General features: G+C 59.6%; 11 protein-coding genes and 3 pseudogenes. 5 read left to right on the top strand and 9 right to left on the bottom strand.

The annotated features are described in order from the left end of the window. Window positions 1-336: 336 nt before the first annotated feature. A complete protein-coding gene (locus LB543_RS32760) occupies window positions 337-1,359 on the bottom strand; it encodes an IS110 family transposase (protein ID WP_140811836.1) in 1,023 nt (340 codons plus the stop codon). 75 nt (window positions 1,360-1,434) lie between these two features. On the opposite strand from LB543_RS32760, the pseudogene LB543_RS32755 reads away from it, so the two are divergent. From LB543_RS32755 to LB543_RS32745, 3 genes and pseudogenes are all read left to right on the top strand, one after another. Further along, a pseudogene (locus LB543_RS32755) lies at window positions 1,435-1,688 on the top strand (transposase); the annotation flags it as partial. A gap of 1,030 nt (window positions 1,689-2,718) precedes the next feature. Continuing rightward, window positions 2,719-3,048, top strand: a complete 330-nt coding sequence (locus LB543_RS32750) for a YidB family protein (protein ID WP_318013035.1) — start codon at window positions 2,719-2,721, stop codon at window positions 3,046-3,048. A gap of 158 nt (window positions 3,049-3,206) precedes the next feature. Continuing rightward, window positions 3,207-3,497: a hypothetical protein gene (locus LB543_RS32745; RefSeq protein WP_224617237.1), complete on the top strand. Its 291-nt coding sequence runs from the start codon at window positions 3,207-3,209 to the stop codon at window positions 3,495-3,497. Between the two features lie 742 nt (window positions 3,498-4,239). Here LB543_RS32745 and LB543_RS34115 read toward each other — a convergent pair. Continuing rightward, entirely contained in the window at window positions 4,240-4,569 is a 330-nt protein-coding gene (locus tag LB543_RS34115; protein WP_318013034.1) for a hypothetical protein, read from the bottom strand. Window positions 4,570-5,473: 904 nt separating this feature from the next. Here LB543_RS34115 and LB543_RS32735 point away from each other — a divergent pair. Next, the gene (locus tag LB543_RS32735) at window positions 5,474-5,737 is read left to right on the top strand and encodes a hypothetical protein (RefSeq protein WP_181182971.1); all 264 of its coding nucleotides are present in this window, start codon (window positions 5,474-5,476) and stop codon (window positions 5,735-5,737) included. A 325-nt stretch (window positions 5,738-6,062) separates the two neighbouring features. Here LB543_RS32735 and LB543_RS32730 read toward each other — a convergent pair whose 3' ends face one another. Next, window positions 6,063-6,281: a hypothetical protein gene (locus LB543_RS32730; RefSeq protein ID WP_140762605.1), complete on the bottom strand. Its 219-nt coding sequence runs from the start codon at window positions 6,279-6,281 to the stop codon at window positions 6,063-6,065. A 724-nt stretch (window positions 6,282-7,005) separates the two neighbouring features. Then, window positions 7,006-7,623: a CGNR zinc finger domain-containing protein gene (locus LB543_RS32725; RefSeq protein WP_210241199.1), complete on the bottom strand. Its 618-nt coding sequence runs from the start codon at window positions 7,621-7,623 to the stop codon at window positions 7,006-7,008. Between the two features lie 107 nt (window positions 7,624-7,730). Between LB543_RS32725 and LB543_RS32720 the strand changes: the two genes are divergently transcribed. After that, window positions 7,731-8,525, top strand: a complete 795-nt coding sequence (locus LB543_RS32720) for a DUF2066 domain-containing protein (RefSeq protein WP_181182972.1) — start codon at window positions 7,731-7,733, stop codon at window positions 8,523-8,525. A 372-nt stretch (window positions 8,526-8,897) separates the two neighbouring features. Here the strand turns inward: LB543_RS32720 and LB543_RS34270 are convergent. The 5 genes and pseudogenes from LB543_RS34270 to LB543_RS32700 form a co-directional block, all read right to left on the bottom strand. After that, window positions 8,898-9,551 (bottom strand): annotated as a pseudogene (locus LB543_RS34270) (PHB depolymerase family esterase); the annotation flags it as partial. A gap of 50 nt (window positions 9,552-9,601) precedes the next feature. After that, a complete protein-coding gene (locus tag LB543_RS32710) occupies window positions 9,602-11,632 on the bottom strand; it encodes a sensor histidine kinase (protein WP_140762613.1) in 2,031 nt (676 codons plus the stop codon). 465 nt (window positions 11,633-12,097) lie between these two features. Continuing rightward, window positions 12,098-12,232 carry a hypothetical protein gene (locus LB543_RS33995; RefSeq protein WP_263489404.1) on the bottom strand — a complete coding sequence of 45 codons (135 nt, stop codon included), beginning with the start codon at window positions 12,230-12,232 and terminating at the stop codon, window positions 12,098-12,100. A 1,270-nt stretch (window positions 12,233-13,502) separates the two neighbouring features. After that, window positions 13,503-13,676, bottom strand: a complete 174-nt coding sequence (locus LB543_RS32705) for a hypothetical protein (RefSeq protein ID WP_318013033.1) — start codon at window positions 13,674-13,676, stop codon at window positions 13,503-13,505. Between the two features lie 1,430 nt (window positions 13,677-15,106). After that, window positions 15,107-15,280 (bottom strand): annotated as a pseudogene (locus LB543_RS32700) (IS256 family transposase); the annotation flags it as partial. Window positions 15,281-15,438: the final 158 nt, after the last annotated feature.

Raw genomic sequence — 15,438 nt, 5'->3', positions numbered from 1 at the left:
CGGCGAAAGGTTCCTCCTCTATATCGAGAAAGTTCTCGCCCCGACCCTGCACCCCGGCGACATCGTTGTCATGGACATGTGTGGACGCCCCCGTTGATGCAAGAAGAATCTTTTCGAAGAGCTCGGAGTGTGGTCGGGTGCTGACATGTGTCCGGCCTCTGTTGCGGCTATCACATGCCGCGGGCCCGTATGGGAGTTCGCGGAGCGGGTCCAAAACAATCTGGCGCGCTCAAGGCGCGTATCCATGATCTGGTTTTCCCGATCCTGTCTCTTGACCGTAGCGCCATACTCTCCGTTTGACCTTCTCACACCATGGCAGCCCGCTCAGGGAGCGGACTATCCTGCTATGGCCGGCGTTCGATAGGTTCCGCCGTTGGCCATCAATGCCCACACGATGCGCGCCGTCTTGTTGGCTAGCGCGACGATCACCAGCATGGGTGGCTTGCGCTCAAGCATCCGCGAAAGCCAGGGATCCGCCGCCGATCCTCTACGCATGGCCCAGCGCACGGTCGCGCTCGCTCCAATGATCAGCAGGCGACGTAGGGTTCGTTCGCCCATGCGGGATGTCTCGCCGAGCTTTTGCTTTCCGCCTGAAGACCTTTGCAGCGGCGTCAGGCCGAGCCATGCGGCGAAGTCGCGGCCTCTCTTGAAGGTTGACGCCGATGGAGCCAGGGCAGCAAGTGCCGTTGCGGTAATCGGACCTATGCCGGGAATGGTCATCAAGCGCCGGGCCTCTGCATCCTCCCGGGCGCGCCGGGCGATCTCGCGGTCGAGCACGGCCACCCTCTCATCCAGCGACCGCAACTGCGCAACCAGCAGAGACAGGATCGGACGGGCTGCTTCGGGGATGGCGGCATCTTTGTTCTCAATCGCCGCGACAAGCTTGGCAACATGAAAGAGGCCCTGTGCGGATACAAGACCGAATTCGGCAAGATGGCCCCGTATCGCATTGATCGTCTGGGTCCGCTGACGAACCACGAGATCGCGAACGCGGAACACCATAGCCGCAGCCTGCTGCTCTTCGCTCTTCGCCGTGACGAACCGCATGGTCGGCCTCTGCGCTTCGCAGATCGCTTCGGCGTCAGCCGCATCGTTCTTCTGACGCTTCACAAAAGGCTTGACGTATCCTGGAGCTATCAGCCGGACCTCATGCCCGAGCTTCGCAATCTCCCGCGCCCAATAGTGGCCGCCGGCGCATGCTTCCATGGCAACCGTACAGGCCGGCTGATCGGCAAGAAACCGAAGTACGTAGTCGCGGCGAAGCTTCTTCCGAAACAGCACAGTTCCCGATGCATCTGCGCCGTGCGCTTGGAACACGTTCTTCGCCAGGTCCAATCCGATTGTGTTAACTTCCAACATGGACGCCTCCGTTCAAGTGATGATCAACGACACCACTTTGGCACAGCGATGCCGTGAGGGGGCGTCCACCCCATCAATCTCGGCTCGCACAAAGGCAGGCGGTGCGCCGCGTCATACGCGCCGCCGGTGCTAGGCTCTTCTTCCTGCCGAAATACTCACCCGATCTCAACCCGATCGAACAGCTCTTCTCAAAGCTCAAGCACTGGCTGAGAAAGGCAGCAAGCCGAACCGTCGAAGCCGTTTGCGACGCCATCGGCCACACCCTCGACCGCGTCACACCGACAGAGTGCTCACACTACTTCGAAAACTCAGGCTATGACCAAAGCTAATCTCATCCCGCTCTAGGCGCACGGCAATCGCAGGCTTAAGCCTGGAACCGAATTCGGGTCGGCAGCAGCGCGGAGCCGGCCCAAGCCAGCCACGCGATTGATCAAATCAGAAAAATTGCCGCCACGCGCTTAGCGGCGCCAGGCGAACGATTGGCGCACGGGTCAGCGACATTGCCGCTCAGCTTCCGAGGCCCTTTCAAACTGGATTGACCGATTGGAACATTGCTGCAATCGCTGTCCGGTCGCGCTGACAAGGCGGAGATGCCAAGGCTCGTGAAGGCAAGTCGCTTTGTCGCAACAGCGCGGGCTCGGTCGCCACTGGTCGTTTCGCCTTTCGAATGTCCACGAGCCCACAAACGTCCGCCAAGAATCCGTACCATTTCGGACTAAGTCGGCTGCTCTGTCATTTCTTAATGACTCAATATGCCGGCGGAGTCATGCTCTGCCATCAAATACACATCTGAAGGAAAAGGAAGCCATGTTGTTTCCTGGTCAAGTCGTCATGCCCGACGAACTGGAGATGCTCGCCCGCGTGTGCCGGACCGCCTGCAAAGAGGAGGCTGTTCCGCTTAACAGCCGCCAGGCACAGACACTCGCTTCCCATGTCCTCAAGCTTTTCTTGAACGGCCTTACGGGCGAGGAAGAGCTGCTAAGCGCCGAGCGAAACCGCATGAAAAGGCAAGCTCACGTCGACGCCTTGAAGCAGCCGCCTGCGCGCCAGGGCTCGTGTCCAACAGCGAGTCGCAGCGCGTCTCCTAGCCATTTTTAGATCGGTCCTGGCCGATTGTGGCTCTTTCCAGCATTGCGTCGGGTTCGGTCTCGGCGATACGCCGCGACGCCGCTGACGTCCTCACCAACCGTCACCCGCTGATTGGCGGTCTCGCGCAGCCCGGCTTCCCGGTGTTCAATGAGGTGATGGTCATGACCCACGGGTCGTCAGTTTCCAAGCCAGCCTAATATTTGCTTCGCCAATTGCGGAACTTTTGGCAGGCCGCGACCTTCTCCATAGTCGACACCAGAGGAGGAACGAGTGGCCAATTTTGGAAGACTTGCGATCGCTATGCTGGGGGTCCTAGCCTATCAAAACCGCGGCATCGCAGAGATGATCCGTGGAGCGGGAGAGCGCGATTCAAACAATCCCCACGGTGGGATTCTGGACCAAGTCACCAAGGGCGTTTCCGGCACCGCGCTCGGCGATATTCTCGACCGCTTCAGAAATGCAGGTGCAGGCTCGAAGGCGGACTCTTGGGTTGGCGCTGGGCCGAACGAGCCGATCAAGCCACACGAGGTGGAAACGGCTATAGACGCGCAGATCCTGGAAGCGCTTTCCAGGCAACCGGCCTTTCGCGCGAGGAGCTAATTGCAAGGATCACCAGGGATCTGCCGGATGCCATTGACCGGAAGACCCCAAACGGCAACCTGCCAACTGATCACCAAACCAACGTCTGGGTCGAGCCGATGCTGCTCGACGTGGTGCCACAGAGCTGGCGCGGGGTGCCGGCGCGATAGGACCAACTCATGAGGCATGTTCCCCATATTCTGCTGAGTTTGGTTGTCGGGATTATGCCCACATCACCGCTCGGTGCTCAGGGATGGCAAGCCTTCGGAATCAGGCACTTCGGCTTTGTGTTCGATGTTCCACCTGGGTTTGTGCTGACTCAGCATTCCGATCAAGGGGCGGCCTTCGAGGGCAAAAACAAGGCGTTTCTTGCCGTCTGGGGAGCGCAACTCGGCAATCCAAGTTTTCGCACCGAGATTGAACATCGCATGGCAGTGAATGAGAAGGATCGGCTGGAAGTTGACTTATAAGCGAGTGACGCCGCAGTGGGCCAGCTATTCAGGACTGAAAGACGGCCAGGTCCTGTATGTTCGCGCCATCAAAGTCTGCGGCGACCGCGCTGCATTGTTTACGGTCAGTTATAGCCGCGACGAAAAAATCCCCTACGATCCGATTGTCATTCGCATGGTAAGATCGCTAAGGGCCGATGGTTGTTAACCATGGCAGCATACGACCCGGCTAGATCGCGCAGCTTGCAGCCCTGCTCGTAGGGCACCTCATCGACTTATAGTCGGCTCTGTCCGCATGGGAGCATCCGCCACGCGCTCGTGTGCTCGGGACGAGGAGACACACGCCGTAGTCTGTAGCGTCGCGGGAACTGCTTGCCAGAGACTATCGGCTTGCGACGGATGCCGCCCGAAGGCCGGAATCCAGATTTGCCGAGCTGGAACCTTTTTCGATTACATCTCTGAAACCGGACAGGGACATGCCATGTTTAAGGCGTCTGGCCGGACGTCCGCTAACCCTAGATCGCCGGACGGGCGATTGGAACGCGCGGCGGGATCGTGGAGGGAAGGCGCCCACGTCCGGCCCGGTCGCTGACGGCCATCTTAAAGCTGCCGTCAAGCCGCGTGTCATGGCGAGATCGCGACAATAGAGGACCTGCCGACATTGACCATCGGCTTGGTGCGCACCGGAGGCCCAGGCACCGGCGCGCATAGAGCGGCATTGGCGCGAACGGAACCTGAGCTAGACTAGTGCCATTGCCTTGGTCTAGAGCCGCCCCATCCGGTCCACATGCAAAAGAGCAGGTAGCAATAAGTGCGCGCATCGACGCCAATGTCCGCAGTTGAGGTCAAGCGATAGGAGACGCTGGCTGTTCAAGCGGTCCGCCTTGCCGATCGCCTCGGGAGAGTCGGCGTGGAAGTACTCCGAGGATTCGCTCTGAATAAAGATCGCGTCCGGCCGCGCCTGCAGGATCGCTCGCATAGCCACCACATTGGCCTTCACGATGTGCTTGAGGGCGGTGACGAAGGCAGTGTCGGTGCTCAGTTGCTCGTTCCACCATCCCCAGCGGGCGGAAAAGGTGGCGCAGATGAACATCTCATTGACCGGCGTATAGAGCTGGATCCACGGAAAGCGGGTTGCGCAGTCGTGAGCGTAGCGTTCGAATAGCCGCGGAAAGTCCGGGTTCTGAAATTGCCGACCCAGTCCGGGACGCCGAAATGGCAGAGGTCGACGATCGGAAGAATGTCCTTGGCCTTCAGGTCAGCGAAGGTCTCATCGGCGAAGGTCCAGTCGTAGTGCCCATCACCCAACCACTCTTGTGAATTGGGGGCCGTAGTGGAGGAAGCGAAGCCCCAGATCCTGGACGAGTTCGAAGTCGGTCCGCCATCGCTCGTAGAAGCGGCATTTCTCCATTTCGTCGACCCGCTCCCGGCCTCCTTGATCGTAGGAGCGCTGTTCTCGATCCCGGTGGCGAAGAGAAAGTGAACATCGATGGTCTCAAGGACAAGGGCGCGCCAGACGCAGGTCAACGTCCCGCCCACTCCGCAGTTCCGGCATTGACAATGCCTGCCGCCCGCTAGCAACGCGAAGCATCGCTGCTTGTTCTGGGGTTGTCATAGTTAATTGCGAACTGATAATGCCTCGATGGGCTGTTGCTGAGGTAAGCTTAGGCTGATCCGCCGGGAAGGGCGCTTCGAGGCGCGAACGTGTGGAGGAAGTTCGTTGTTGGGCATTCCCTAGAGAAGTGGACGATTTGATGCGGAACCTTACGCCAGCTTTGGCAGCATTTGCCCTGGTTGCATGCCAATCCGCCCAAGAAGTGCGCCAACCCGCCGCTGCGGGGCATGCCGCGCCCGCCTTCATTGCTCCCCAACCCGCCTTGAGTGCTGCCGCGGTGCCAGCCGGCTCGGCAGCAGGGGATCAGTCGCTCACGATAGTCCCTCCTGGGAAGGACGTCCCTCCAAGGTACGCTGCATTTACGGGCACTTGGATTGGGCAATTGCAGGGAACATCCCAAGGCAGGCTCGATGTTCAATCCGTTTCGGCCAACGGGAAGGTCACGGTCAACTACGCATGGGGAATTCTGGGCGACAACAATCCGGGAGAGGCCGCGGGCACGGGAAAAATCCTCGGGACCACGTTGAAGCTCGGGCGCCTTCCGAACGGCTCGGACGTCAGCTTCCTGATGCTGCCCGATGGGACCTTGGCAGCAACTTACACTCTCGCGGGCCAGAGCTACCAGGGCGTGTTTGCCAGGCAATGATCGACAGGCATTCGGCCGCCGCCCGACGAAGCAATGTGGAAGCATCTTGATGGTCACGACCACGATCGAGGGTGGCTGGCTGGCCGTCCTCCGGTTCGTCGGACAGCGAACGGCGGCGGGCTCGACATGAAAGCTGTTCCCACACCGACCCGGCGCCTCGACGGGGGATCGACAGCGGCTCCTCTGAGTTTGCACTCCCTCAACAGTTTCACCAAGCGCCTGCCGGATGGAGCCAGCCGGCAGCTCACAAGGAGGGAAAGACGTTTGCCAGGGAGGCTCCCGAACTTCGGACTCGGGTCGATACGGCGCGTCCCTGCCTGGTGCTTCAGTCTGGGGGAGGCGAAGTGTTCGCGCGTGCGTTGGCCCCTTGGTTCTGCTCGGGGGCAACCTTAAGCGGCGTTGCTTGCCGCGAAGAGTTTGACAACGGCGCGAACATAAAAAAGGCGAGCAGGCCCAGAAAAATGAGGGCGGCCAGAGCCACCGCCCAACTGGAGATCCGAGCTGTACCACGCCGTTCCTGCCTGCGTGAGAGATCTTCGGTCATTGGATTTCCTTCCGGGATCCAATCAAACATCGGATCCCAATCGGCTCCCGAACTTCATGTACGGGCCAATGTTCCTCCCGTCGGAGGGTTAGCTATATGTCCACAGGGGAGGCGCGCTTGCTATCAGCAGGTAGACAACACCAGGTCGGTCGAGCTTCAGATCAAGTCCGGTCTTTCAACCGGCCAACAATCTACGTCACGCGTGTCGTCTGGGCCGCCGGAACTAACCGTGCCTCCGGAGATTGGCGCAGAGAAACTACGACCCGGGAGGGGCCACTGATCGGAGACTTATACCGGAACTGTGAAGCACAGCGCGTTATACCGCGACGCCAGGCTTGCAATGCTTACCCACCAGGTTCTGCAGCAGATGGAGCTTACAAGAGCTGCGGTCAGGTGGTGTCGAGCACGCATTGGCGGAATTCGCCCAGGCCCCCCACCAGCCGGCTTACAACGCTGCTGGTCTGCCACTCGCAGCTTTCCTTCATCTGGAACCCAATCAAACCTTAGGTATGTGAAACGCGCATGACTGGACAAGCCCATATAGCGGCGCGTCAGCTCAATGTCAGAGTTGGGAGGCGGTGGCCGAGGAAGGCGAGGCGCAAGCTATCAGCGAGGCCCAGAGGTCGGCTGGGCGACAAGCGCCGTCGGTCGCAGGTCTAGTCAGCTTTAAATCGGCGGAGAAGGAGGCTGGCGACGGCAGCACTGTGCTTGGGGCCTGCCGCGCTTACACTCCTTTGTCACCCATTCGGGTCCGGAACATTTTCCGATGTGCCTGGCGATAGCGCGCCGCCTTGGCGCGGTTGCCGCAACTGTTCATCGAGCACCAGCGTCTCGGTTTTGAGCGGCTATCGTTGACGAAGAAGCCGCCGCATTTGTCAGCCTCACATTGCCGGATATCGTTTCCTGACGGGAACAGGACTAGCATGACGGCGGCTGCGGCCGACCGGCGCAGGGGCAGGTAAATCGCTTGATGTGTCGACGCGGATGTGAGGTTCAGGATTTCGCCAAGGCCTGCCGATCCGCCCGCTTGCGCTATCGCTTTATGAATGCCGCGCAAGGCGGTGCGTTTCGAGACGAGACCACCGTCAAGGTTTTGCACCGTCGCATCGAGCCACGATTTGAGTGCTGCGCGTAACTTTAGCACCTCGAGATGCACATCGCGGGCGACGCCTTGGTGATTTAGGGAGAGACGCTTGAGGACCCGCCCTTCATTTTCCGACAGCAACAGGGCCGGAATGCAAAAGTCCAGCAGGTCTTGGTAGGTTGGAATGAAATCGATCTCGGCCCCATCTCGCCAGTGCAATGTGTTGGCAATGTCAAGTGCGGGCGCGCCACCCAGCATGCGCATGTGTCCATGCGGGGAGAGGTAGGTCCGGACAGATTCGGTTGATTCCATCACCACCAGTATGTAACCTCATAAACAGTTACTCAAGAGGGCAGGGCGGGTCAATGAAGAAGGCACTGTTGACGTTCCTGTCCTGGTTTGCGTTTGCGGTCGCGGCGCATGCAGACGACGATGTACTTTATCGCTCAAAGATGATTGTCACCGGAGATCGCGAGGAAACGCGCGTCCCCGCCATCCCGCAGGGTTTCGAACTGGCAGCGCAAAAGCTGACCGGAAATCCCGACATCGGGCAAAATCCTGCCTTCTCTTCACTGGCGACCGGGGCACCTGGCATGGTTTGGTCCTACACCTACCATGACCGTATGTTCGGCACTCCAATTCACGATGAGCAGGGCACACGTGATCGTCCTTTCGATCTCACGTTCCAGTTTGACCGGAAGCGGATGGACCATGCAATGGGGGTGTTGGGAGAGAGGCCGTGGCTAGGCGCGCGCCCAAAGCTGGCGCTCGTCGTCGAAGTGACCGACATGGCGCGCAGCTATGTGCTGGCCGCCGACGGCGCCCACGGATCGGAGCTGCGCGCAAGCTTTGAAGATGCTTCGGCGCGCTTTGCGATACCGATCATATTCGCGAAAGAGGCCGATCTGTCGGCGATCGCGCAGGAACAGCTTGATGCTATGTCTCATGAGAGCCTGGCCAGACTGAAATCCAGATTGGGCGCTGACGCGATCTTGGTCGGGCACCTCGATTGGGAAACCAACGAGCCGGGCTGGCATGCGGTTTGGCGCATGCCGCTTAGTACAGAAGACACCAGGTGGGAGGTTGCCGGCGTAAATTTCGATGCTGCCTTCCGCAACGCGATCGGAGGTGCAGCCAAGCGCATGCGGCCGAGCAATTAGTGCGGGGTCCATGACATTGCGCGGGAGATTGCATCGTCGCTCACCTAACTCGAGCGACGCGGCAATTGTCGTCCATTCTTATACAGATGAACCCCTGGGCCACGGAGAGAGCGAGCCAACCAGAGCCGGCCGATTTTTGGGCGTGAGGTTGCGGCCCAGGATTGAGGTCGAAACCGGTGCCGATCTCAACAAGGCTGAAGCCATCCATTCGCCACCGGACTTCCTACGGCCCGCCAGTTCGAACGGCGGGTGCGCGACCGCCAAAGACGAATGTCGCCCCAATCTGGTCGGCGACTGTTGCCGGCTAGTCCCCAAAACCGGGAGATAAGCGAAGTGGACGATATGCCGGTGTCGATCATAAAAGGTCCGCCGTCACTCAAGCCGTCTGCCGAGTCCACAGCTGTTCCGTGCGCCATGCCTGAGATGAGGTAGGATTCGACGACTCCTCATTCGCAGCAGTCTTCCAAACGTCGCGGCGATAGGCCTGGCGCTCCTCGGTGTCGGCTCGAGCTTCACTTTGTCCATGAAGTGCAAGCCACTGCCCGACGAGTTGATTGGAATTGACGGGGCTGACCGTCGTGTCGGCGCTTCCATGCCAGACAAAGAGCTTCGGCCATGGTCCGGAGTAACCGGTTGCTTGCTTGACTGCCGAAGCCAAATTGCTTCGCCGTTGGGCCGCCATGACATACGGTCGAATGCCTGCGGCAGGGTAGTGGCGCTGCCATAGGGTAGACCAGCTAGGATGGCCCCGCCCGCAAAGACTTCCGGGTAAGTGGCCAGCATCGCGGCGGGCATTGCCCCGCCGGCGGAAAGTCCGGTAACGAAGATCCTGGTGCGGTCCGAATCCTGAGCGACCATCACTGCCTCTATCATTTGACGAATCGAAAGTGCCTCACCCGAGCCTCGTCGGGTGTCATCTGGAATGAACCAGTTGAAACAAAGATTGGCATTGTCACTGCGCTGCTGTTCTGGAAAGAGCACCGCAAAGCCCCTGCGATCTGCCAACCTCGACCAGCCGGCGCCGCGGTCATAGGTCCGCGCTCACTCCGGACACAGACCCGGGTTTGCCCGCGCGCTCAATGCCTTAAATTGCTATCGCCCGCCGCAAAATTCACTCGCATGGTGCAGACCAGTCCCGATTTCTGGAACTTCAGAGTGACGCGTCCTGACGTGCCGGACGCAAACACGCGCTCGAGGAGCTGCGTGCCGAAGCCCTTTCGCTCGATCGGTTCAACAGGTGGACCTCCCCGTTCGCGCCATTCCAGGTTGAGCCAGCGATGCTGTTTTTGACCGAGAAGCTTCCATCGAATCGACACCGTGCCTGTTTCGTTTGACAGTGCTCCATACTTCAGCGCATTCGTCGTAAGCTCATGAAAAGCCAGAGCGGCCGAAAGAGCGACGTTCGGTGGTAGCCAGACCGACTCGCCGCTAATCTTAAAGCGGTCGATCGGTGCGTGTGAGCTGACTGATGTGGCAATCAGATCCTTGACGTCGGCGCCACTCCAGTTCTGCTGGGTCAACAGGTCGTTTGCCTTGGCCAGCGAGACGAGACGGCTGGAGAGCGTGCGCCCTGCCTCGGGCAAACTTGTGGCGTTGCGCAGTGTCTGGGAGGCAATGGACCGAACCACAGCAAGGATATTCTTCACGCGATGGTTCAGCTCATTGGTCAACAATTTGAGCTGCTCCTCACCGCGTTTGCGGTCCGTGATGTCGAGACTGATTTGTACGGCGCCTATAATGCCGCCGGCCGGATTGCGAATTGGACGTGCGCTGGAAAGTAGAAAGCGCTCGACACCTGAAGGCAGCGTGTAGGCGAACTCTTCATGATCGGTCAGCTGTCCGCGCATGGCGCGGCTAAGAGGGCGGTCTTGGCGGCTCACTACGTGGCCGTCCTTGACGGCCACGGTGTCGATGACCAGATCGGGCCTGCCGAAGGACTTGTGCGCATCCGTTGGCAGGCCCATGAGTTCGGCGGCGAAGCGATTGCGGATCACCTGAAGGGCTTTCGGATCGTATGTAAACCAGACCGCCGCCGGCGCTGTCTCCAACACCGCTTCCAGCTCGTACCGCCGTTCGGCGATCGCACGCTCTGCGTCCACCATCGCCTGGGCAATGGCGGCGAACTCCGTAACCGAAGTCGACAGGGGTTCGACGCTGCGGCCATGACCGAGCGCCTCGGCGCGTGTCGCCAGTTCTGCGGCGGCCTGGGTAAATCTCTTGCCGACGACATATCCGAGAGCAACGGAAACAAGGAGCGACAGGAGACCTATCCCGCAAATGGCGGCAAGCGAGCGCCAGAGCGGCGCCTGCGCAGTTGAAAGAGGCACGTTTGCGGTGTAGAACCAGTCAGAGTACGGGGATCTATAGTAGCCTGCCAGCAGCGTCACCCCTTCGAAGTTGCGGGACGTAAACGAGCCGGAGCGCCCAACTATCTTTTCCACGTATCCCGGCAATCCGCGCTTTCCGGTCCATTCGTCGTGCAACTTGGAACGTGCCACGTAATTTCCGTCGCGATCCCCGACGCCCACGATCCATCCTTCCGGTACGGCCGGCATCAAAACATCGCGGATCCGGGCAGTCGGTACAGAAAGCGAAAGAAGCAGGTCCTCCCCCTTCGGGGCGGGCACCCGAATGGCGACAGCAACCCGGTATTCGCCTGACCGTTTGGCGAAGACATCGCTGAGGAAAACACCGGAACGGTTGAGTTTCTCGCGGTCAGCTACAGCTATCGGTTCGACGGACGGCAAAGCGGCGCCGTAGCCGATTTCGGTGTTCACCAGCTGATTGCGGCCAAGGTCGCGCAGGACAATGATCCGGTCCGTCCCTTGGACAAGATCAAGTGCCTCGTGGTGGAAGGCTTGTAGATCACCATTGGCGAGCGCGGCGGACTTGGAAAGGCCGTCGAGGATGGTTTGGAGATTTGCGAGCTCGCCTTCTACAACGAGCGACACCTGTCGAGCCGTTTGCACGGCATCCTGTTCGAAACGATATCGTTCATGCAGGGCATATTGGCCCAGCAAATAGCCGGCAAACAGCCATACCGGGATAACCGCGGCGGCGATCAAACCAAGCAGGTGCGATCGAACTGATCGACGAGGCAAGTCCATATCCCGTGCCGCCTCAGGAATGCTCAACCATAGTCAGCGGGCCAGGAACAGCAAGCGTTAGTTCAAGTGAATATAGTGCCGTTGTACCTTGTTCACCTCGTCGGCGAAGCGGGCGCTGCCGGCTCGCTTGCCCTCTTGCGCGGGCCTTCAGGGCCAGCCCGGAATAGCTCGGCCTGTGCTCTCCATTTCGGCAAGCCCGGATTGCGGTAGTCGGGTTGTCGCTGCCGAACCAGTCATCCTGCAGGCCGGAAGGAAGGGCGGTGCCGTTGATCAGGCTCTGACACATTGCCCGGTGTAGGACGCCTTGCGCTATGCGGGTTTCTTCATCGCGAGACCGTGACGTTGGGCACTTCAGCTACGATCCTTACCCCTTGATCGGACCACTCGCGGCGTAGCGAACCCTGAAGCTGTCGCCGGATTGTAGCTTCGGTCATCAGCGTCCCAAATCTGTCCGATTCCGAACAATCAGCCGGTGGTGATGTCGAAGTGACGTTGCTCCTCCTCGCCATAGGCACCATTCGTGATTGCGATCATTCCGGCGCGGTCACCAATCGTGATCTCGCCGCGCTTGGCATGAACCAGCCCCCGATATTCGAGCATTTGGAGAGCGGTGGTCGATGATGCCGACTTCGCTTTGCCGCCCTCCGGGCATAGCGGCGACCACGGATGCGATTCCCATCTCAGGAAAATATATCAGCTCGATTGGCTGAGATACGATCTCCAGCTGGCGTGATGGGCGACGCGACGCATCCATAGCCGTAGAAGGGCGAAATCTTCATGAGTCAGAGTTTTCAATACACAGTTGCGAACGGTGGATTGAGGCATGACTCTTCTCCCCCACGGGCAAGAGCACGTACCTCTCACTGTCGACCGCATCCAAAGATCTGGCGTCCGAGCCCAACACTGACGCATTTGCGCTAAACTGAACTGCCTCCCCTAAACGGCAAAGTTCAACGGCAACTTCTTTCTTATTCGCCGCGTCGAATATACCGAGGACCTGCACTTCGTAATCCCGTGAAGCCAATACAGCAGCCATGGCCTCGTCACTCATCATCCCCACGACTGGACACGCAATTGCTGCTGAAGACCCCCAACGGGAGCCCCTGCGTTGACGCTCGATTCACACCGGCAACGGTTTTTTCTTTCGTCCTCGTTAGCTCTGGCAGCGAGCAAAATAGCGGCAGCCTTTGTGAGGCCAATGAGGCACTCACCTGCAAACTCGGCCGGCTCGTCGATCGCGGTGTCGAATACCGCCCACGTGTCGCATGGTTCCTGAATGGGCAAGAATCTCACATTAGGCTCCGCTAAGTTTTCCCCTGAACATTAGCGGAGGTAAATTGTTCCGGCGGAGCGCACCCTAGCGCCGTACGATCACCGCTCTTGAAGAGCATCCGTCGATTATCCAATGCAGCACCGGATGAGGAAGCCCGGGCCGGGAAACGCCGGGGCGGGCTATCAGCCTGGTGGCAGGATCATGCCGCTTCGGCCATGCATGAGGTCGCGGGAACGCCGAGCACTGCCAGCGCGATCTCAGTTCGGCGTCATTGACATGCGCGGTCACCAAGACGATCCCTTCGACCGGATCCAAATCCACGGGCCTCACCGCGGCAGCTGCCATCGATCCGATCAGCCCGCCAGCAAGCTGGCGTAAGCGAGCCCCGCCAGGGCTGTCGGCGAGAGCCCTGCGCCATGAGGGTTGATCACAAAGGCCAGAAGCGCGCTTCCGCTGAACATCGCGGTAAGAATGGCGGCTGGAGCGATCCCCAAGCCGGCCAACTCGTCGCGATAGGGTCCGATAGCGGCGATCCGAACGCGGGCAATTCCCGCTCCCACAAGGTCGCCTGCGGCTTTGGCTGCTTCGGCACGGGAGTCAAAAAGTCTGCTGAGTGTCGGCCTGGTCGGCCACGTTGTCCGGCGCCAGGTCGTTGACGAAGGAGGCCGCGATAAGATAGTCGCCATCGATACGACCTAGTCCGTCCTCCATGATCGCGACGACCTTCTGGAAGGTCATCAATTCGCCTTCAGTGATCTCGGCCGCCTGCATTCTGGCTCGAAGGCTGGCGACGCGCATACCCAAGGCACGGGATGTGACAGTTCGATCTAGCATTGTTCGATAATCCGTTGGATTGGCAGGCCAGTGTGGGGGGCGGAAGTTGTGATCTGGACGCCCGCGATTTGATCGAGATCACTCTGCTGGAATCTGGGCTAAGCGCTGAGCCTCTTCGAGTGCTGGCAGTTGCTCATGCTTGGCGAAGAGTCTGAGTTTGTCGGGATAGGTGATCCGAAACTGGCGTTGGCACCCCTCGCATCGATGCGAGGAAATGACCTGAAACCAACTGCCTGCCCTCTTCAAAGCGAAACCGCAATGGGGACAGTCGAGGGTCATTTTGCACATCAGCAATCGTCGGGAGAGTGCCATCTTCCACCAGCATCACACGTGACGAAATTACGGGCCGCGACCCAACTCCACGCAAAATCGAAGGTTCCGGATGCTGGGCTTCGGTCGGAAGCAACCGGGACCAAAGTCCGATTAACGAAGCGAAAGGCTAAAGCCTGAGGCCGTTCCAACACACCCAACGATCTAATCGGAAAGGCTACCATCGCTCAACGCTAACGAAACAGCGCCGTCTACTCTACGCCTTTGGCGACGGCCTCTGGCAAGCAGTTCTCTTGATGCCCTCCTACGTGAGCACCGCCACCGCGCGTGAAGGGAGGCTGCTCCCTTCCGGACGTGTTGCCTATGCAGGTCCGGCAGGTCTCAAGCAGAACTGCAATCACGGTCTCGTCTGGCCCGGTGCCGGAGAAAATTCTCACGAGATCACGAGCTTGTTGCTCCCATTCGGACTTAGGGATGCCGCCCTCGGCAACTATCGCTTTGAGAGTGTTTTTTATCACATCAAAATCAAGGGCGGAGATCACGGGGCGATTGTGCCTCATTGGTTTCTCTCTCTGGGTCCGACGTCTAACCAAAGAGTCGAGTCGGAGCCACCAACGTCACCTTCGCATGCGTCGTCCGTCCGGCGCATTAACCTGCGTTAACGGCAACGGGTACTCCGTCACTGCTCGCGACTAGGAGCAGCTAGTCCGAAACTTAGCTACAGTTGAACCTGCCAGAAGAGTGAGGCGACCGACGCCGGTCGGGGGGGCGGGGCAGACGCCGGTCGCCTTCAAGATTGGGGACCATGGATTCAGCAAACTGCGTTGCGATTGGTCCTTGGAGAAAAAGAGGCGATTCTCACAGGAATAGCAATTGGCTTGAAGTGCATCTGTTCGGTCTCAGAGTTTGAAGTGCGGTTTCAGCAGCAGGGCTTCGCGCAAACGTTCAGATCGCCCATGCCGAGCAGTTCAACCAGATCACGGGCTGTGCACACCGGAGGTGCCCGCCTCGTTCGGAGTCTGATCGGTAGCTTTGCTGGCGCTGGTCGATCGCCACGAGCCCGCGACTGTGTGACGGCCTACGGATCGTGTCCCTTAGCCGTTGCGCTGGGCGAGCCGCAGCGGGTTCTTCTCGCCATAGCCGGCGCCGGTGGCCGCGCCCACCTCCATTTCCATCAGCCGCTCGGCGGCAAAGCCGATCATCTCGCGCAGCAGATCGGCATCCGGGGTCTTCTCCACGAGCGTGCGCAGGTTCATCATGTCGTCGGTCATCGGTGGTCCTTCCGAAATGGGGTTGGCGTCAACAACCAAACCCTACCGGAAAACGCCGATGACCACCGACACCCCGCTCACTCGCTACAGCGCTACTAACGGCGCGCTCGCGAGCGGCTTCGTAACCGCCAGCTACACCACTCGATGGGACACGACCC

It is taken from the genome of Mesorhizobium sp. ESP7-2 (assembly GCF_020164715.1).
Classification (GTDB): Bacteria; Pseudomonadota; Alphaproteobacteria; order Rhizobiales; family Rhizobiaceae; genus Mesorhizobium.
The sequence above is the reverse complement of the archived record's forward strand: the minus strand, read 5'-3'. Positions and strand labels throughout refer to the sequence as shown.

Excerpts from the sequence above, each read along its gene's own strand:
- LB543_RS32730 (WP_140762605.1), bottom strand. The coding sequence starts at position 6,281 with ATGACCGAAGATCTCTCACGCAGGCAGGAACGGCGTGGTACAGCTCGG.
- LB543_RS34115 (WP_318013034.1), bottom strand. The coding sequence starts at position 4,569 with ATGTTCATCTGCGCCACCTTTTCCGCCCGCTGGGGATGGTGGAACGAG.
- LB543_RS33995 (WP_263489404.1), bottom strand. The coding sequence starts at position 12,232 with ATGCTCGAATATCGGGGGCTGGTTCATGCCAAGCGCGGCGAGATCACG.
- LB543_RS32710 (WP_140762613.1), bottom strand. The coding sequence starts at position 11,632 with ATGGACTTGCCTCGTCGATCAGTTCGATCGCACCTGCTTGGTTTGATC.
- LB543_RS32720 (WP_181182972.1), top strand. The coding sequence starts at position 7,731 with ATGAAGAAGGCACTGTTGACGTTCCTGTCCTGGTTTGCGTTTGCGGTC.
- LB543_RS32725 (WP_210241199.1), bottom strand. The coding sequence starts at position 7,623 with ATGCTGGGTGGCGCGCCCGCACTTGACATTGCCAACACATTGCACTGG.
- LB543_RS32760 (WP_140811836.1), bottom strand. The coding sequence starts at position 1,359 with ATGTTGGAAGTTAACACAATCGGATTGGACCTGGCGAAGAACGTGTTC.
- LB543_RS32705 (WP_318013033.1), bottom strand. The coding sequence starts at position 13,676 with ATGCAGGCGGCCGAGATCACTGAAGGCGAATTGATGACCTTCCAGAAG.
- LB543_RS32745 (WP_224617237.1), top strand. The coding sequence starts at position 3,207 with ATGAGGCATGTTCCCCATATTCTGCTGAGTTTGGTTGTCGGGATTATG.